Origin of the sequence: Bradyrhizobium sp. SZCCHNS2022, assembly GCF_032377575.1 — a bacterium.
Taxonomy (GTDB): Bacteria; Pseudomonadota; Alphaproteobacteria; order Rhizobiales; family Xanthobacteraceae; genus Bradyrhizobium; species Bradyrhizobium aeschynomenes.
In genome coordinates, this window is sequence record NZ_JAUHHZ010000001.1 from 2,399,268 (window position 1) to 2,415,875 (window position 16,608).

The 16,608-nt window shown below is 64.5% G+C and carries 19 protein-coding genes; 8 read left to right on the forward strand and 11 right to left on the reverse strand.

Going from position 1 to position 16,608, the window contains the following annotated elements; genetic code table 11:
* Positions 1-157: 157 nt before the first annotated feature.
* Positions 158-415 (reverse strand): hypothetical protein, encoded by a 258-nt coding sequence (locus QXZ94_RS10665; protein WP_315720373.1) that lies wholly within the window; start codon positions 413-415, stop codon positions 158-160.
* A gap of 60 nt (positions 416-475) precedes the next feature.
* Positions 476-1,516 carry a DUF2778 domain-containing protein gene (locus QXZ94_RS10670; RefSeq protein ID WP_315720374.1) on the reverse strand — a complete coding sequence of 347 codons (1,041 nt, stop codon included), beginning with the start codon at positions 1,514-1,516 and terminating at the stop codon, positions 476-478.
* Positions 1,517-1,741: 225 nt separating this feature from the next.
* On the opposite strand from QXZ94_RS10670, the gene QXZ94_RS10675 reads away from it, so the two are divergent.
* From QXZ94_RS10675 to QXZ94_RS10685, 3 genes are all read left to right on the forward strand, one after another.
* Positions 1,742-2,176 carry a DUF1810 domain-containing protein gene (locus tag QXZ94_RS10675; protein ID WP_315726200.1) on the forward strand — a complete coding sequence of 145 codons (435 nt, stop codon included), beginning with the start codon at positions 1,742-1,744 and terminating at the stop codon, positions 2,174-2,176.
* Positions 2,177-2,341: 165 nt separating this feature from the next.
* Complete coding sequence (locus tag QXZ94_RS10680; RefSeq protein WP_172109516.1) at positions 2,342-2,587, forward strand: hypothetical protein; 246 nt, start codon at positions 2,342-2,344, stop codon at positions 2,585-2,587.
* Positions 2,588-2,780: 193 nt separating this feature from the next.
* Positions 2,781-4,877: a PAS domain-containing sensor histidine kinase gene (locus tag QXZ94_RS10685; RefSeq protein WP_315720375.1), complete on the forward strand. Its 2,097-nt coding sequence runs from the start codon at positions 2,781-2,783 to the stop codon at positions 4,875-4,877.
* A 29-nt stretch (positions 4,878-4,906) separates the two neighbouring features.
* Here the strand turns inward: QXZ94_RS10685 and abc-f are convergent, their stop codons facing one another.
* From abc-f to QXZ94_RS10700, 3 genes are all read right to left on the reverse strand, one after another.
* A complete protein-coding gene (gene abc-f, locus QXZ94_RS10690) occupies positions 4,907-6,529 on the reverse strand; it encodes a ribosomal protection-like ABC-F family protein (RefSeq protein ID WP_315720376.1) in 1,623 nt (540 codons plus the stop codon).
* A gap of 102 nt (positions 6,530-6,631) precedes the next feature.
* Positions 6,632-7,090 carry a hypothetical protein gene (locus QXZ94_RS10695; RefSeq protein ID WP_172132090.1) on the reverse strand — a complete coding sequence of 153 codons (459 nt, stop codon included), beginning with the start codon at positions 7,088-7,090 and terminating at the stop codon, positions 6,632-6,634.
* 231 nt (positions 7,091-7,321) lie between these two features.
* The gene (locus QXZ94_RS10700) at positions 7,322-8,356 is read right to left on the reverse strand and encodes a glutamine synthetase beta-grasp domain-containing protein (RefSeq protein WP_172109520.1); all 1,035 of its coding nucleotides are present in this window, start codon (positions 8,354-8,356) and stop codon (positions 7,322-7,324) included.
* Positions 8,357-8,903: 547 nt separating this feature from the next.
* Here QXZ94_RS10700 and QXZ94_RS10705 point away from each other — a divergent pair.
* Positions 8,904-9,098 carry a DUF2735 domain-containing protein gene (locus QXZ94_RS10705; RefSeq protein ID WP_315720377.1) on the forward strand — a complete coding sequence of 65 codons (195 nt, stop codon included), beginning with the start codon at positions 8,904-8,906 and terminating at the stop codon, positions 9,096-9,098.
* Between the two features lie 138 nt (positions 9,099-9,236).
* Entirely contained in the window at positions 9,237-10,010 is a 774-nt protein-coding gene (locus QXZ94_RS10710) for a tyrosine-protein phosphatase (protein ID WP_315720378.1), read from the forward strand.
* Positions 10,011-10,019: 9 nt separating this feature from the next.
* On the opposite strand, the gene QXZ94_RS10715 is transcribed toward QXZ94_RS10710, so the two are convergent.
* The 3 genes from QXZ94_RS10715 to QXZ94_RS10725 all read right to left on the reverse strand — a co-directional run bounded on the left by QXZ94_RS10715 (position 10,020) and on the right by QXZ94_RS10725 (position 11,739).
* Positions 10,020-10,727: a hypothetical protein gene (locus QXZ94_RS10715; protein WP_315720379.1), complete on the reverse strand. Its 708-nt coding sequence runs from the start codon at positions 10,725-10,727 to the stop codon at positions 10,020-10,022.
* A gap of 81 nt (positions 10,728-10,808) precedes the next feature.
* Positions 10,809-11,027, reverse strand: a complete 219-nt coding sequence (locus QXZ94_RS10720; RefSeq protein WP_009027809.1) for a hypothetical protein — start codon at positions 11,025-11,027, stop codon at positions 10,809-10,811.
* Between the two features lie 91 nt (positions 11,028-11,118).
* A complete protein-coding gene (locus QXZ94_RS10725) occupies positions 11,119-11,739 on the reverse strand; it encodes an SGNH/GDSL hydrolase family protein (protein ID WP_315720380.1) in 621 nt (206 codons plus the stop codon).
* Between the two features lie 212 nt (positions 11,740-11,951).
* Between QXZ94_RS10725 and QXZ94_RS10730 the strand changes: the two genes are divergently transcribed.
* From QXZ94_RS10730 to QXZ94_RS10740, 3 genes are all read left to right on the forward strand, one after another.
* Complete coding sequence (locus tag QXZ94_RS10730) at positions 11,952-12,632, forward strand: SDR family oxidoreductase (protein WP_172109525.1); 681 nt, start codon at positions 11,952-11,954, stop codon at positions 12,630-12,632.
* 88 nt (positions 12,633-12,720) lie between these two features.
* Positions 12,721-13,419 (forward strand): DUF2161 domain-containing phosphodiesterase, encoded by a 699-nt coding sequence (locus QXZ94_RS10735; protein WP_315720381.1) that lies wholly within the window; start codon positions 12,721-12,723, stop codon positions 13,417-13,419.
* 78 nt (positions 13,420-13,497) lie between these two features.
* Positions 13,498-13,803: a hypothetical protein gene (locus QXZ94_RS10740; RefSeq protein WP_172109527.1), complete on the forward strand. Its 306-nt coding sequence runs from the start codon at positions 13,498-13,500 to the stop codon at positions 13,801-13,803.
* A gap of 129 nt (positions 13,804-13,932) precedes the next feature.
* Here QXZ94_RS10740 and QXZ94_RS10745 read toward each other — a convergent pair whose 3' ends face one another.
* The 3 genes from QXZ94_RS10745 to QXZ94_RS10755 form a co-directional block, all read right to left on the reverse strand.
* Positions 13,933-14,556 (reverse strand): GNAT family N-acetyltransferase, encoded by a 624-nt coding sequence (locus QXZ94_RS10745; protein ID WP_315720382.1) that lies wholly within the window; start codon positions 14,554-14,556, stop codon positions 13,933-13,935.
* 162 nt (positions 14,557-14,718) lie between these two features.
* Positions 14,719-15,117 (reverse strand): PaaI family thioesterase, encoded by a 399-nt coding sequence (locus tag QXZ94_RS10750; RefSeq protein WP_315720383.1) that lies wholly within the window; start codon positions 15,115-15,117, stop codon positions 14,719-14,721.
* Positions 15,118-15,237: 120 nt separating this feature from the next.
* Complete coding sequence (locus QXZ94_RS10755) at positions 15,238-16,518, reverse strand: ArgE/DapE family deacylase (RefSeq protein WP_315720384.1); 1,281 nt, start codon at positions 16,516-16,518, stop codon at positions 15,238-15,240.
* Positions 16,519-16,608: the final 90 nt, after the last annotated feature.

The following is a 16,608-nucleotide window of genomic DNA, read 5'->3' on the forward strand; positions in this document are numbered from 1 at the left end:
CATCCAGTACTCCGCGGCCCATCGAGGACTCGCAGCCGCCTCTGGAATACTGGATCGCCCGGTCAAGCCGGGCGATGACAGTGAGTTTGGAGCGGGAGCGGAGGGTCAACGCAGGCAGAAGCAAGCAATGTCAGCCCCTGGCACCATCCCCCCACACTCACAACAGCTTGGCACTCACGAACAAGGTCCGCACCGCATTGGTCGCCTGCACCGTCATGATGGCGTTGTCGGCCGCGTCCTGCAGCGCCGCCATGGCCGTGTCGTGCAGCGACTTGAACTCCATCCATTCGACGGCGTTGAGGCTGGTGAGGAATTGATGCGCCTGCCCGACCGTCGAAATCACGACCGGCTTGCCGTTCACCTTGATGTTGAACGTTGTACGCAGACGCGTTTCCGACTTTGCGGGATCAATCATGAGGACCTTCCGGAAGATGCGACAGGCGGCGCCGCCGCGGTCGCGCCCGGTGACGATGCGTCACTCGGTCTTCTGCGCGGTCCGCGTCGGGGTGCCAGCCTCGAGCCCGACGACGACGACGAGTCGGTTGAACTCGCCGTCATCATACGCCTTCAGGAAGCGATCGTAATTCTTGATCGACACGCAGCCGTTCGAATCGCCCTCCGGACCCAGCATATAGGGGTGAGTCAGCAATCCGCTGCGGCCGAGCGTCGTGCCCTCGACGACGTTCATGCGCAGGGCGCGCACGCCGTGGAACGGCTTCTCGCGCGGCTTCAGGTCATAGGTGGCCGGCGGGGTCGCGCCAACCATGCGCTGATTGACGTGCTCGGGGTCGTCGCGCAGGTTGCCCATGCCGGAGTGAGCCTCGAGGCCGATGCCCGAGGGCAGATAGACCATCTTGGCCTTGATGTCGTAGACGGCCGTCTTTTCGTAGCCGAGCGCGCCGAGATCGACGCCGGAGCGCACGATGCCGCTATCGGGCCCGAGCGAGGCGAACTTGGTCGGGCTCGGCAACATGTCCGACAGCTTCTGCAGAATCGAGCGGTCATCGACGCGGCCGACCGCTTCGGGCGCACTGGCCGACACGAGGCTGGTCGGCAGGTTGGCCACCGATGGGCGCGGCCGCGGCAGCGGCACGCCCGGCGCGGGCATTGCGACCGTGTTGCCTTCCGTCAGGGTCGGCCGCCAGTCGCTGCCGTTGAGGTCACGCGCGCCGGCATCGCGCGACTCCATGCCTTTCACCAGCGCCGCCCGGGCGTCCAGCAGCTGGCGGTCGATGCCGCGCAAGGCGAAACGGTCGAGCGCCCGGATAGCGTCTTTTTCCGAATAGGCCGTCGCCGAGGCGGAAGCCGGCGCGAAGCGGGTCTCGAAGGTCATGGCGGGCGCGGCGGTCGCAGGAAGGGCGGCCGTGGCGACCGGCGGCTGCTCGCTGGTCGCATCGATCCATGCCGCTGCGCCCGCCGCGATCGCCAGTGCTGCAAGCACGAGTGCGATCGCTTCGGAGCGCCCGAAGCGGCCTTGCGACAACAGAACGTCTACGCTTGCTTCACTGGAAGCCATCACGTCCCCGATATACCCCCCTTTTCGAGCACCCGTGGAAGGTGTCCGACCCCAAGGGGTACGATTCGACCCGTCATGACATAGGATGGCAAGAGTGCGGCATAATCTAGACAAAGACCAGCCCGGATTGCTCCGGCGCCGCCGCCGGAGTCGGGCGGATACACGACCGCTCCGGACCGGCAGGCCAATCGATTGTTTCGATAATTCAGGTAGTTGGAGGAAATGATGAATGCCGATTGTCACGACCTCAACCGATTTGTCGACGCACAGAATTCGATATATTCGCGCGTGACCGCCGAACTTGCGGCGGGGCGGAAGCAAACTCACTGGATGTGGTTCATCTTTCCCCAGGTCGAAGGGCTGGGCCACTCCGCGATGGCACAGCGCTATGCCATCCGCTCTCGCGCGGAGGCCGAAGCCTATCTCGATCATCCCGTGCTCGGACCGCGCCTGCGCGAATGCACCCGCCTCGTGCTGGCCGTGAGCAACAAATCGCTCCGCGCGATCCTCGGCTCGCCGGACGACGTCAAGTTCAGATCCTGCATGACGTTGTTTGATTCGATCGCCCCGAACGCGGAGTTCGCGGCCGCGCTCGACCGCTCTTGCGATGGCGCGCGAGATCCCGAGACATTGGCCTTTCTGCAGCGCGGGATGCGATGAAGGCGGGCGCCTCGTCGAGCACGTCACACCGGCGTCACCGGTAGCATGCTGATGAGTTGGCAGGCCGTGCAGCCGTATTTCAGGTGATAGCCGAACAGGAAACTTGATCGCGCCAAGATTTACGGCTCCCATCCGCCGCATTGTTCCCCCTGAGGAGACACGCTCATGAAGAAGTTTTTCCTGATTGCCGCGCTCGCGACCTTCGCCGCCGGTTCCGCCTTCGCCGAGGACAGCTGCGAGACCAAGGCCGTCGGCAAGGACGGCAAGGCGCTGGCCGGAGCGGCCAAGACCTCGTTCATGAAGAAGTGCATGGCCGAGAGCTGTGAGACCAAGGCGGTCGGCTCCGACGGCAAGAAGCTCTCCGGTGCCGCCAAGACCAGCTTCATGAAGAAGTGCGAGGCCGGCGGCTGACCCACAGGCGAGCGACGACACGAGCGCCCCGCCAAGACGCCGGCGGGGCTCGACAACCATCCCGCAAGTTCCATCAAAGGGGAGCGTACCGCAGGCGGCGTTGACATGGTATGTTGTCAGTCGATCTCCACATCGAGCTGCTCATGCCCCTTGCCCCCCTGCTGATCTTCAAACGTGCCGAGGCCCTTGCAGCGTGAGTTCCCCGGAGATCGAGGCGCTCCGCCGGCAACTGCAGGAGCTCGAAAGTGAGAATTCCCGGCTCAAGGCGCTGTTTGCCGCCGATGCCGGCAAGCGCGCACGGGCCGAGACGGCGCTGGCCGAGAGCGAGGAACGCTATCGGACGCTGTTCAACTCGATCGATGAAGGCTTCTGCATCATCGAGTTCTTCGACGGCCCGCATGGGCCGCTGAGCGACTACGTCCACGTCGAGGCCAATCCGGCCTATGCCCTGCATGCGGGCATCCCGAACGTGGTCGGGCAGAAGGTGCGGGAGATGGTGCCGGGCGAGGCCGACGGCTGGGTCGAGCTCTATGGCGGCGTGCTGCGCACCGGCGAGCCGATCCGCTTCGAGCGCGAACTCGTCGCCACCGGCCGCCACCTGGAGCTGGCCGCGTTTCGCGTCGAGCCCGCGACGAGGCGCCAGGTCGCGGTGCTCTTCCAGGACATCACGGCGCGCAAGCGCGCCGAAGCCGCGCTGCAGGAGATCAACGATACGCTGGAAGCGCGGGTCGTCGCGGCGCTCGCCGAGCGCAAGCTGCTCGCCGACATCGTCGAAGGCACCAATGCCTTCGTGCAGGTGGTCGACATGCAGTTCCGGCTGATCGCGATCAACGGCGCCGCCGTCCAGGAATTCCAGCGCATCTTCGGCGTCCAGCCCAAGGTGGGCGATCATCTGCTCGAGCTGTTCAAGGATCTTCCCGAGCACCAGGCCGCCGTCCGCGCCGTGTGGTCGCGCGCATTGGCGGGCGAGGAGTTCGTCGAGGTCGGCGAATTCGGCGATGGCAGCCGTGACCGTCGCTTCTATGAATTGCGCTTCTCGGTGTTGCGCGACGCGAGGGGTGAGCAGATCGGCGCCTATCAGTTCGCCTATGACGTGACGGAACGGCTGCGCGAGCAGGCGCGGCTGCGCGAAGCCGAGGAGGCTTTGCGACAGTCGCAGAAGATGGAGGCGGTCGGACAGCTGACCGGCGGCATCGCGCACGACTTCAACAATCTGCTGACCGGCATCATGGGCTCGCTGGAGATGCTGCAAACCCGCCTGCGCCAGGGCCGCTTCACCGAGGTCGACCGCTACGTCGCCGCAGCCCAGGGCGCCTCGAAGCGCGCGGCAGCGCTGACCCATCGCCTGCTCGCCTTCTCGCGCCGGCAGACGCTCGATCCCAAGCCAACCGACGTCAACCGGCTGGTGATGGGCATGGAGGAGCTGGTCCGCCGCACCGTCGGGCCGCAGATCCATCTGGAGGTCGTGACGGCCGCCGGGCTGTGGCCGGCGCTGATCGACTCCTCGCAGCTCGAGAGCGCCCTGCTCAATCTCTGCATCAATGCCCGCGACGCGATGCCCGAGGGCGGCCGGATCACGATCGAGACGGCCAACAAATGGCTCGACGACCGCGCCGCGCGCGAGCGCGACCTGCCGGCGGGCCAATACATCTCGCTCTGCGTGACCGATACCGGCACCGGAATGACGCCCGACGTGATCGAGCACGCCTTCGATCCGTTCTTCACCACCAAGCCGATCGGCCAGGGCACCGGACTCGGCCTGTCGATGGTCTACGGCTTCGCACGCCAGTCGGGCGGCCAGGTGCGGATCTATTCGGAAATCGGCCAGGGCACCACGATGTGCCTCTATTTCCCGCGCCACTATGTCGGCGAAGCTGCCGCCGCGGATCCTGACCGTGCGGCAATCGCGGCATCGGCTCCGACGGGCAAGACCATCCTCGTTGTCGACGACGAGCCGACGGTACGCATGCTGGTGATGGAGGTGCTCGACGAGCGCGGCTATGCCGTGATCGAAGCCAAGGACGGACCGACCGGCCTTGCCGCCCTGCAATCCGATGCGCGCATCGATCTCCTGGTCACCGATGTCGGCCTGCCTGGGGGCATGAATGGCCGCCAGCTCGCCGATGCGGCGCGCGCCACCCGCGCCGATCTCAAGGTGCTGTTCATCACCGGCTATGCCGAGAACGCGATCCTGGGCAACGGCCAGCTCGCGCCAGGCATGCAGGTGCTGACAAAGCCGTTCGACGTCGAGGCGCTGGCCAGCCGCGTGTCAGAGATGATCGAGGGCTGAGCGCATGATCGCGGCGGCGGCATCCGTGATCAGCTGCGCAGGCCCGGGGCCTCATGACCACTCCGGGCGACGTATTCGGTATAGCCGCCGCCATACTGGTGCAGCCCGTCCGGCGTCAGCTCGAGCACGCGGTTCGACAGCGCGGCCAGGAAGTGCCGGTCGTGCGAGACGAACAGCATGGTGCCCTCGAAGCTCGACAGCGCCGCGATCAGCATCTCCTTGGTCGCCATGTCCAGGTGGTTGGTCGGCTCGTCCAGCACCAGGAAGTTCGGCGGATCGTAGAGCATCTTGGCCATCACCAGCCGCGCCTTCTCGCCGCCCGACAGCACCCGGCAGCGCTTCTCGACGTCGTCACCGGAGAAGCCGAAACAGCCGGCCAGCGCGCGCAGGGAGCCCTGGCCTGCCTGCGGAAAGGAATGCTCCAGCGACTCGAACACGGTCTCGTCGCCGTCCAGCAGATCCATCGCATGCTGCGCGAAGTAGCCCATCTTGACGCTGCCGCCGATCGTCACCGAGCCGTCGTCGGGCTCGGCCGTGCCGGTGACGAGCTTCAGCAAGGTCGACTTGCCGGCGCCGTTGACGCCCATCACGCACCAGCGCTCCCGGCGCCGGATCATGAAGTCGAGCCCCTCATAGATGCGGCGGCTGCCATAGCTCTTCGACACGTTCTTCAACGCGACGACATCCTCACCCGAGCGCGGCGCCGGCAGGAAGTCGAACGCCACGGCCTGGCGGCGCTTCGGCGGCTCGACGCGCTCGATCTTGTCGAGCTTCTTGACCCGGCTCTGCACCTGCGCCGCGTGCGACGCCCGCGCCTTGAAACGCTCGATGAACTTGATCTCCTTGGCGAGCATCGCCTGCTGGCGCTCATATTGCGCCTGCTGCTGCTTCTCGTTCAGCGCCCGCTGCTGCTCGTAGAAGTCGTAGTCGCCGGAATAGGTCGTGAGCTGGCCGGCGTCGATCTCGATGACCTTGTTGATGATGCGGTTGATGAACTCGCGGTCGTGCGACGTCATCAACAGCGCGCCCTCGTAGCCCTTGAGGAAGTGCTCCAGCCAGATCAGGCTCTCAAGGTCGAGATGGTTCGACGGCTCGTCGAGCAGCATGACGTCGGGGCGCATCAGCAGGATGCGGGCGAGCGCGACGCGCATCTTCCAGCCGCCGGAGAGCAGGCCGACGTCCTTGTCCATCATCTCCTCGGAGAAGCCGAGGCCGGCCAGCGCCTCGCGGGCGCGGCTGTCGAGGGCGTAGCCGTCGAGCTCCTCGAACCGCGCCAGCACCTCGCCATAGCGGGCGATGATGTCGTCCATCTCGTCGGCACGATCGGGATCGGCCATGGCAGCCTCGAGCTCCTTGAGCTCGGCCGCGACCGACGACACCGGCCCTGCCCCGTCCATGACCTCTGCCACGGCGCTGCGGCCCGACATCTCGCCGACGTCCTGGTTGAAATAGCCGATCGAAATGCCGCGATCGGTCGAGACCTGGCCCTCATCCGGTTGGTCACGGCCCGAGATCATGCGGAACAGCGTCGACTTGCCGGCCCCATTGGGGCCGACGAGCCCAATCTTCTCGCCGCGCTGGAGGGCGGCGGAGGCTTCGATGAACAGGATCTGGTGGCCGACTTGCTTGCTGATGTTGTCGAGGCGGATCATGAGGGCTCAGGCGGTGGACGGGTTGCCGCCGCTCTTAGTCGATGCGCGCCGCCGGTGGAAGGCGCAATTTTGCACCGCAACTCGCGCCCGAAACCCGCCCGCTCACCGCCCCTGCGGCCGGAAATCCTGGTTGCCGAACGGCTTGTCGGTCGGGATGCGAATGGCGACGTAGCCGCGATCCATCGTCGCGTGGCAGGCATTGCAGCCGGACGTCAGCTCGGTCACCGCGGAGGCGAAGCGCTTGCCATCCTTGGCGGCAATCGCATCGGAAATCGACTGGATCGGCTGGCTGAGGGTGGTCACGTTGTTCACCGGCAGACCCGAATAGAAGATCGCCGCGTCGGTCAGACTCTGCTTGAGCTGCGCGAGCTCGTAACCGGCAAGGTCCCAGTTCTTGGCCTGTCCGGCGAACCACAGCTTGGCGTGCCTGACCTGGATCAGATTCATGATGTCGCCGAGCCGCGGCAGATACTGGTCTGCGTTGGAGCGCGACGGCGTCGCCGCGAGCGACACGACCGAACAGGCCAGCGCAACGCCGACAACCCACTTGCGATACGTCATTCGATCCCCCGCTTCTCAGATCCGAACCCCTGCCATCCAGGATGGACATACCGCTGTCCATATGCGCGGGACTTGCGATTGATCAAGAGCGGCCATTCCGGCCTGGACTTGGCCGACCACTCATCGAGAGGGCGCGACGAGTGCCGGCCTTCAAAACGAATGATCCGCCGAAGCGGCTGCTCCGGCGGATCATCATGTCAGCCCCTGCCCCGGGGTGTTGTGCTCGGCGTCTTAGGCTGCGGCTTTCGCGCCGGTCGGAACCATCGCGATCGTCTTCAGGACCTGAGACGCGATCTGGTAGGGGTCGCCCTGCGAGTTCGGGCGGCGGTCTTCCAGATAGCCCTTATAGGCGTTGTTCACGAACGAGTGCGGCACGCGGATCGAGGCGCCACGGTCGGCCACACCCCAGCTGAAGGTGTCGATCGAGGCGGTCTCATGCTTGCCGGTCAGGCGCATGTGGTTGTCCGGACCGTAGACGGCGATGTGGTCGGCGCGAGCCTCCTTGAAGGCGTCCATCAGCTTCTCGAAGTACTCCTTGCCGCCGACTTCGCGCATGTGCTTGGTCGAGAAGTTGCAGTGCATGCCCGAGCCGTTCCAATCGGTGTCGCCGAGCGGCTTGCAGTGGAACTCGATGTCGATGCCGTACTTCTCGGTCAGGCGCAGCATCAGGTAGCGGGCCATCCACATCTGGTCGGCGGCCGTACGCGAGCCCTTGCCGAACACCTGGAACTCCCACTGGCCCTTCGCCACCTCGGCGTTGATGCCTTCGTGGTTGATGCCGGCCGCGAGGCAGAGGTCGAGATGCTCCTCGACGATCTTGCGGGCGACGTCGCCGACGTTCTTGAAGCCGACGCCGGTGTAGTACGGGCCCTGCGGAGCCGGATAGCCGTACTCGGGGAAGCCGAGCGGACGGCCGTCCTTGTAGAAGAAGTACTCCTGCTCGAAGCCGAACCACGCGTCCGGATCGTCCAGGATCGTGGCGCGGGCGTTCGACGGATGCGGGGTCTTGCCGTCCGGCATCATGACTTCGCACATCACCAGCACGCCGTTGGTGCGGGCGGCATCGGGATACACGGCGACCGGCTTCAGCACGCAGTCGGAGCTATGGCCTTCGGCCTGCATCGTCGACGAGCCGTCGAAGCCCCAAAGAGGCAGCTGTTCCAGGGTCGGAAAAGAGGAAAATTCCTTGATCTGTGTCTTGCCGCGCAAATTCGGCACCGGCTTGTAGCCGTCGAGCCAGATGTACTCGAGCTTGTATTTCGTCATTGAGCCTCTCTGTCTTATCGAAAGGTGGGAGCCCAGCAATCAAAGGCTCCCCGCGCTTACCCGGCCACGATCGGCCAGCGCACTCTTAAGCATGGAACGTGCCAAGTCCCGCGACGTCCCGCCGCATGCGTCGGTGCTCACCCGGAGACCGCGAAGCCTCGCCCGCGCTCGCCAGGGGTGCGGCAAACCAGCGCGGCCGGGTTTGCACGGAGCGCATGGCGGCGCGACCAGCGCGCCAGAAACCCGCTTGTTTCATTGGCATTTGCGGCGACGCGAAAATTGCGCAGAACAAGACAGCAGCAGTTCCCAGACATTTTCGCAAAGCTTCGGCGCCCACTCCGCAACCTTTGATCCGGCCCAAGCGTTAATCAGCTGCCCGTTGCTTCGCAGGGGGCAAAACCGTGTTTGCCCTCAAAACGCGCAATTTGTGATTTCGTTTTGATCATATTGCATTCCCCGGGGCAGCCGCCGATATCGGAAGAGGTAACCACAAGAGAACGAGTCGGGCGCACCATCATGGGCAGTCCGATGGAGAGGAGCCTGTTCAATGGACACAAACGTGAACGAGGGGTCCGCAAGGATCTATCAATTCCCGCGCGGGGGGCGGGCCGGTCTCGCGCCTCGGCAACTCGGAGAAACGCCTGCGCGTCAGGCCGCTCCGTCTTTGCAGCCGGCCATTTACAGCGGCAGCTGGTATCACGACGAGGCGATTCAGGAAGCCAAGCCGGCATGGGACCGCTGATGTCGACAAACCCAGTGACGCATCTTCTGAGCCTTTGCTGAAGGGTCGGACCGCTAAGGTTCCGGCCCTTTTGCTTTCCGAGACCCTCGCCTCCTCCTGCACAAGAGCGGTGGCAGGTGGTTTCAAACTGAATCGCGAATGACGTACACTCGACTCATGTCAGCTGCGTCACCTTCGCATCTCTCCCGTCATCTCGGCCTGCAAGGGGCCAGCAATTTCAGGGATCTTGGCGGATATCCCAGCCGCGACGGCCGCCATGTGCGTTGGCGACATCTCTTTCGCTCCAACCATCTCGGTCGACTGACCGAAGCCGACGCTGCGGTCGTGCGACAGCTCGGCATCCGCTCGGCGTTCGATTTCCGCGGCAAGGAAGAGCGGATCGCAGGCCTCTGTGCGATCGCCGAGATCGCCGTTCATACGCTGCCGATCGAGCCCAGCGTCGTCCCTGTCCTGCGTGACCGCTGGTCGGCCGGACGTTTGACGGTGGAGGACGCCCTGGAGCTGATGCGGGAGTCCTATCGCAACTACATCCTGCGCCACACGCCGCGCTTCCGCGCTCTGTTCGAGCATCTGCTCGGCGATCACGCCCCGCTGGTGATTCATTGCACGGCCGGCAAGGACCGTACGGGCGTGGCCTGCGCGCTGGTGCTTTCTGCCCTCGATGTGCCCGACGAGATCATTTTCGACGACTATCTGCTCACCAACCAGCATTTTCGCCGCGACACGGCTGCCCATCCCGAGCTTCCGCAGGACGTGCTCGAGGCGATTGGCACGGTGCAGGCTTCGTTCCTGGCTGCTGCTCTCGGTGCCGTGCGCGAGTCGTATGGAGATATCGACAGCTATCTGCGCGAAGGCCTTGGTCTCGATGGCCCCGCCCGCACTGCTCTGCAACAGCGCTACCTCGCCAGCTGAGAACCGCGCTCAGTCCGGCAGCTTGGCCGGCTGCACTGAGATCACGCGCGCCGCGGCAGATGACTTGACGGCTTTGATCATCAGTTCGAGCCGAAAGCCGAGCGCCGGCTCCTCGCTCTTGGGTTTGAAGAGAATGGCAGCAAAGCGGAGACGGCCATCGGCATCGAGCTTGACGGGCAGATCCTCGCGCACGCGAAACACCCGCCCCTTCCCGGCCCGCGGCGGAGTCTTCGCGCGGACCGCCTGCTCGACCAGATCATGGAGGTTCAGGGTCACAACGTCGGGATCGCCGACTGCGTAGAAGCGGAATGAATCCGTCTCCCAGCGGCTGTTCGCGACCTCGACCACGGCGCGGCTGTCGGGCGACCAGGCGGCAATCAGATCATAGCGATTGGCACGCATCTCGCCGGTAGCCCAATAGGTACCACCAAGCCGGCCGAGCACCGCGCCGTCCGGCAACCTGATCAGCACGTTGTCGACATCACCGGGCGGCTCGGCCTGTCCGGTCGGCAGACCATCTGAGGTCCGCCAGCCGAACGCGAACCTCCCCGATGGTGAGGCCGTCTCGGGAAATACGCGGATGGCATCCTTGCCATTGCCGCAAATGAAGCTTCGGTGCTGGTCCGGCACACAGGCCGCCAGGGCAGCGGCAGACGACCCTGCCAGACAGGACAGCGCAAGGAAGCTCAGTGTAGCGACGATGAAAGCCCGGTTCATGCAGTCCATGCTAACCGCAGCAGCCGTGCGGCGCGCGTCGCATCCGACCTCGCACGGTCGGCCGCGTGCGATTGGCGAAGATCAGGCCGCTTCGATGTCGGCCGACTCGGCCGCCTCGAGCGCGTCGAGATCGGCAATGACCTCCTCAAACGCGGAGATCGCCTGCTGCACCGCTGCGATCTGCATCAACTCCCATCCGCTCACCGGGCCCGACCGGTTCTGCAATGCGACCACGAGATCCCGCCGCTGCTCTTTCAGCTGCACCAGCGGCAAACCATGGTCCGGCAGATGTCTCATCATGACAAAGCTCCAACGCCCCTCAAGCGGCATGGAAGCAGGCTAGCCGGCCGCGCTGGCGATCTGCTTACGAAACTCCGGCAAATTTTATCGATCAGGCCGGCGGCGCGGGGCTCGCCATGATGGCCTTGGCAAGGACCGCACTCACCGTGGCGGTTGCACATTCGCTCATATGCAGGCCATCGTCATGGCCGTCATCCATGGCCCGCAACGGAATGCCGGCATCACACCAGCCCTTCATGAGATCCCAGCGCCGGAACAGGTTGACGCTCGCGGCCGAAGTCACCTCCTCGATGCGACGTTGCATGTCCCGTGCCTGCTTCAACCGCTCTGGCGGATCGACCATCGCGGCCGTGTACTGCAGGTCCATGACGATGACATCGATCGGTAGCCTGGCCAGCCAGCCGAGGCCGTTGCGGAGCGCCGCTTCGACCTCATCGAGGTTGGAGGTCTGGTAGCGATAGACGGCGTTGGTGCCGACCTGCCAGATCACCAGCGAGGGCTGCTCCGCTATGACGTCGCTCTCGATGCGGGAGAGCTCTTCCGGAGCCTCCTGTCCGCCGATGCCGCGATTGAGGACGTCGATCACGCAGCCGAAATTGGCTTTCTCCTTACGCAGCTTCTGCTCGAGCCGCGCCGGAAACGCCACGATATCGTTGGTGCCAGCGGTCGAGGACGAGCCGAGCGCCACCACGCGGGTCTTGCGCCGGGTCACGAGACTCTCGTGGAAATGCCGGATCGGATAGCGAAACGCAGTGATAACGTCGGGAAATCTGCAAGAGCTTGTCGCGGTCATGGTCACCTCTGACAAACCACGCCTTCAGATTGCAATTGAATGCACCGGCCGCTCAGCCATTGCAACTCGTCCGCAGGGCAATAGTATAAAAAGGGACGCTGCGGGGCGTGTGAACGGGGATCAGGGACGGAATGAACGGAGCAGTGATTGTCATCACGGGGGCGCAGGGCGCGCTCGGGCGCAGCGTGGCCGATCTCGCGCTGGCGCGTGGCGCGCATGTGGCTGGAATCGATCACGCCCAGGCCGAAATCCCTGCCAGTGACGACCGCATCGAGCTCGGAGGCGTCGATCTGTCCGATCCAGACCAGGCCAAGGTCGCAATTGACTCGGTCGCCGCCCATTTCGGCACGCTGGATGCCCTGATCAACATCGCCGGCGCATTTGCTTTCGAGAATGCCGCCGACGGCGACGACAGCGTCTGGGAGAAGATGCATGCTCGCAATCTCATGACCGCGCTGCATGCCTCTCGCGCCGCGATCCCGCACCTGGTGCGCTCCAGCACCGGCCGGATCGTCAATATCGGCGCCATGGGGGCACTGCAGGCCGGTGCCGGCATGGGCCCCTATGCCGCCTCCAAGTCCGGCGTGCATCGCCTGACCGAAGCGCTGGCGGCGGAGTGGAAGGGCAAGATCACCGTCAACGCCGTGCTGCCTTCGACGATCGACACGCCGGCAAACCGCGCCAGCATGCCGAAAGCCGACTTCGACAAATGGGTGACGCCGCAGGAGCTTGCCGAGGTGATCCTGTTTCTGGCCAGCGATGCGGCAAGCGGTGTCACCGGGGCACTGATACCGGTGGTCGGCCGCGTTTAGCAGACCGCGCCGAGCCGCAGTTCGCGCTGACACGACGAGACGCATCGGGCTAGACTCGCGGCGCTTGAGTCGCAACGATGGACGACCCTTGGAAACCGCGCTCTACCTTCCCGTCAAACGCTTCCTCGAAAACCTCGGCTTCACGGCCAAGGGGGAAGTCGGCGGCTGTGACGTGGTCGCGCTGAAGGGTGAGGACCCGCCGATCGTGGTCATCTGTGAGCTCAAGCAGGCCTTCAACCTGGAACTGCTGCTGCAGGCGGTCGACCGCGCCGGCGCATGTGACGAGGTGTGGATTGCCGCTCGATTGTCGGCGCGTGGCAAGGGCCGCGAGAGCGACACACGCTATCGAAATCTGTGCCGACGGCTCGGTTTCGGCATGCTGGCGGTGACCTCCAACGGCCAGGTCGAAGTCCTGGTCCCGCCGCCGACCACTGCGCCGCGCAAGAATCCCAAGAAGCGATCGCGCCTGGTGATCGAGCATCAGCGCCGCAAGGGCGACCCTGTCAGCGGCGGCTCGACCCGGACCCCCCTCATGACGGCCTACCGGCAGCAGGCGCTTGCCTGCGCCTCGGCGCTCTCGGACGGCCCGAAACGCGTCCGCGAGCTGCGAGCGGACATTCCTGATGCACCGAAGATCCTTCAGCGCAATGTCTATGGCTGGTTCGACCGCGCCGAACGCGGAGTCTACGCCCTCACCAAAGCCGGGCACGCGGCCTTGCGCCGCTGGCCCCAGGATATCCACATGACGGCGGCAGCGTTGCCCGATCGCGACATGGTGAACGCATAGCTGGGCTGCCGCGCAGATTTCATATTGCAATGCAACAAAGCTGCTTCTAGGTATCCCCGAAGATTCACGAGGCCTCTTATGAGCGAAGATTGGAACACCAAGTACGGTCCGCGTCGCGTCAGGCGTGATCCCCCGACTCTTGAGGAGGCGATCTTCGCAGCGTCCGGCATCACCGACGACGTCCAGGCTCAGGCTGAGATCGCGTCCGCCCTGATGGGGCTGCCGCTCGAGCAGGTGCTGCCTGAGGTCAAAAAGGCGGTCCGGGTTGCCGCGCGCACCAATACGCGGGTCATCACGGCTGATCAGGGCACGCAGCAGCGCGCCGTCGTGGTCGAGCGCCGCACCGTGCGCCGCTTCAACTTCGACAAGCGCACCGGCACCTGACCGTTGCGCCGCGCCACCGGATAGCCGCCGGCCGGAGCCCGCAACGACTTCCATGACAAAAGCGCGACAGCGAAATCGCCGTCGCGCTTTTGTCATTTGCGAGCGTTGTCATTGACGAGCCGCTCTTGCTCAAGCGGCGCGCTTGTCCCCGTACATCCGGGTCACCAGCTTCCAGCAAGCCCGGTTCAAATTGAAGAATGCACGTGCGGCTGCGATCGGCGCGTCGATCACGAGCTTGGCGAATTCATCCTGGGGCTGCTCGGAGAGATCAATCGTGCCGGTCGACTCGCCATGCCGGAACGCCAGATGCGCACCGAACTTGAAGGCGAGCGCGCGCATGGCGTGGTTCTGCGAACCCGTGGTCACCCGCAGCTTGCGATAGCCCTTCCAGCGCGCTTCCGAGATCACACGCTGGAACAGCAGGCTGCCGACGCCACGGCGGCGCACGCAGGACTCGACGCTGAACGCGATCTCCGGAAGCCCGTCCTCGGACTGCTCCGGCGGATGCAACTCGGCCGCGCCGCGCACCATGCCGTTTTCCATGTAGGCGACGACTATGGTGCCGTCAGCCGCACATCGGGCCGCGTAGCGTTCGATGAAACTGTCATCGAGAAAACCGTTGAACCGATCATGCCGGCTCTCAGGATCGAGCCGCAGCAGATGATCGCGCAGCAGCGGCAGTTCCTCGTGCTGGCTGAGCGTCCGCACATAGCCGAAGCCCGGCCGGGGACGAAAAGTATCTACCTGTGTCACTGCCAAAGACTCCTCTCCGAAGCCCTCCGCGTACAGACGTCTTTCCCTAGACAGCAGCTATATTGTGCATCGCAACATTCATTGCAAGCCCCGTGCTCTACGGAGAGAACATGCGGCCATGCACGGGTCGCGTGAGTTAATGATTCGTTCGTATACGAATGGTCACAGCACCAGCTGAGTCTGGCTGACGATCGCCACCAGCCTACCGTCGTCGGTCTCGATACGGGTCTGCCAGACCTGGGTGCGGCGGCCGCGATGCACCGGCGTCGCAATGGCGGTCACCACGCTCCCCTCCTTGGCGCCGCCGATGAAGTTGGTCTTGCTCTCGATCGTCGTGGTGCCCTTGGCATCCTCGGGCAGATTGATCACGGTCGCAGCGGCGCCGACCGAATCGGCGAGAGCCATGATGGCGCCACCATGGATGGTGTGATCTAGCGTGCAGAGATCCGGCCGGACCTGCATCTGCGCCACCACGCGCTCAGCGCTGGCCTCGGTGAAGATGACGCCCTTCAACTCGGCGAACGGCATCTTCAGCGAATTGATCTTCTCGAGCGGCGTCATGCCGTTTCCTCCCCGCGACCGGACGACACGTCTTTCGCGTGCCTGCACCTGATCTGATTGCATCGAGCTTCGAATCGAAGGCAATGACCTGAGAGGTCATTGCCTTCGCGAGTCACAAAGTCAGGACTTCTCGACACCGCACCATTCGGCAATGAACAGCGCCATGGCCTTGGTCACCTGACGCAGCGAGTCGATCTCGACATATTCATTGAAGCCGTGCATCGCCGCACCGGTGGCGCCGAAGCAGAGGCTCGGGATGTTGTAGTTGAGCCCATAGAAGCGCGTGTCGGTCAGCGCCGTGAAGACGAGATCCTGCACCTCACCGCCATAGACGGCGGCGAATGCCTTGCCGAATGCCGCCTCGGGCTCGGCCGCATGGGTCAGTTCGTAACCTTCCGACAGGAAGCCGGACCATTCGACCACCGGCGGATTGTTCGAGAGAAAGCGGTGATCGCGCGAGGCTGCGGCGACGCAGGCGAGGATCTCGTTCTGGCAATCCTTGACCGACCAGCCTGGCAGGATCGCAATCCGGCAATCGACGTCGCACCAGGCCGGTACGCTCGAGGCCCAGTCGCCGCCTCTGATGATGCCCGGGTTGAAGTTGATCGGATGCGTGAGCGTCTTGAAGTGACGGTCGCTCTTGGCGCGCTCGTTCCACTCCGCTTCGAGCTTCTCAAGCGAATGGATGAGGTGATAGGTCGCCTGGATCGCATTGGCGCCGACGCCGGCCTCGAACACATGGGCGGGGAAGCCGCGCACCTTCAGGCGGAACCAGATCACGCCGACCTGCGAGCGCACCATCTTGCCGCTGGTCGGCTCCGGAATGAAGCAGGCGTCGGCGCGGTAGCCGCGCTGCAAAGTCGAGAGCGCACCGATCCCGGTGCTCTCTTCCTCGATCACGGATTGGACGTGAATGCGCGCAGTCGGCCTGAAACCTGCGGCGTTGATGGCATCGAGCGCATAGAGCGCACCGATCGTTCCGGACTTCATGTCGCAGGCGCCGCGACCATACATCCGACCGTCGCGGATGACCGGCGAGAATGGCGGTGTCTCCCACATGTCGAGCGGACCGGCGGGCACGACGTCGCAATGCCCCTGCAGGATCAGCGAGCGCCCCGCCGTGGTCGCCGGCCGATAGGTTCCGACGACGCTGCGCGCCTTCGAGAAATCATGCTCGATCGGGCCGTAGCCCCGCATGTCCTTCAGATCATCGAGATCGATGTGCCAATCGTCGACCTCGTAGCCGCGAGCGCGCAGGAGATCACCGAACATGTCCTGACACGGCCCTTCGGCGCCGCGCGTCGAGGGGATCGCGACGAAGTCGCTGGTTGCGGCGAGCTGCCGATCGAAGCCGGCATCGACGGCGTCGACGATCCGTTGCGTAGTGTCCTTGGTGATCATGCCCGTTCAGGTTCCAAATTGCTGACGATCCCAGCAAACCATAATTCACCGCGCTGTTGCACCGGATTTGCAACTGCTTTCAGAATCGCA

Bases quoted from the DNA above. Each gene is read 5' to 3' on its own strand.
- QXZ94_RS10665 (WP_315720373.1), bottom strand. From the start codon at position 415: ATGATTGATCCCGCAAAGTCGGAAACGCGTCTGCGTACAACGTTCAAC.
- QXZ94_RS10670 (WP_315720374.1), bottom strand. From the start codon at position 1,516: ATGGCTTCCAGTGAAGCAAGCGTAGACGTTCTGTTGTCGCAAGGCCGC.
- QXZ94_RS10675 (WP_315726200.1), top strand. From the start codon at position 1,742: ATGAATGCCGATTGTCACGACCTCAACCGATTTGTCGACGCACAGAAT.
- QXZ94_RS10680 (WP_172109516.1), top strand. From the start codon at position 2,342: ATGAAGAAGTTTTTCCTGATTGCCGCGCTCGCGACCTTCGCCGCCGGT.
- abc-f (WP_315720376.1), bottom strand. From the start codon at position 6,529: ATGATCCGCCTCGACAACATCAGCAAGCAAGTCGGCCACCAGATCCTG.
- QXZ94_RS10695 (WP_172132090.1), bottom strand. From the start codon at position 7,090: ATGACGTATCGCAAGTGGGTTGTCGGCGTTGCGCTGGCCTGTTCGGTC.
- QXZ94_RS10700 (WP_172109520.1), bottom strand. From the start codon at position 8,356: ATGACGAAATACAAGCTCGAGTACATCTGGCTCGACGGCTACAAGCCG.
- QXZ94_RS10705 (WP_315720377.1), top strand. From the start codon at position 8,904: ATGGACACAAACGTGAACGAGGGGTCCGCAAGGATCTATCAATTCCCG.
- QXZ94_RS10710 (WP_315720378.1), top strand. From the start codon at position 9,237: ATGACGTACACTCGACTCATGTCAGCTGCGTCACCTTCGCATCTCTCC.
- QXZ94_RS10715 (WP_315720379.1), bottom strand. From the start codon at position 10,727: ATGAACCGGGCTTTCATCGTCGCTACACTGAGCTTCCTTGCGCTGTCC.
- QXZ94_RS10720 (WP_009027809.1), bottom strand. From the start codon at position 11,027: ATGATGAGACATCTGCCGGACCATGGTTTGCCGCTGGTGCAGCTGAAA.
- QXZ94_RS10730 (WP_172109525.1), top strand. From the start codon at position 11,952: ATGAACGGAGCAGTGATTGTCATCACGGGGGCGCAGGGCGCGCTCGGG.
- QXZ94_RS10740 (WP_172109527.1), top strand. From the start codon at position 13,498: ATGAGCGAAGATTGGAACACCAAGTACGGTCCGCGTCGCGTCAGGCGT.
- QXZ94_RS10750 (WP_315720383.1), bottom strand. From the start codon at position 15,117: ATGACGCCGCTCGAGAAGATCAATTCGCTGAAGATGCCGTTCGCCGAG.
- QXZ94_RS10755 (WP_315720384.1), bottom strand. From the start codon at position 16,518: ATGATCACCAAGGACACTACGCAACGGATCGTCGACGCCGTCGATGCC.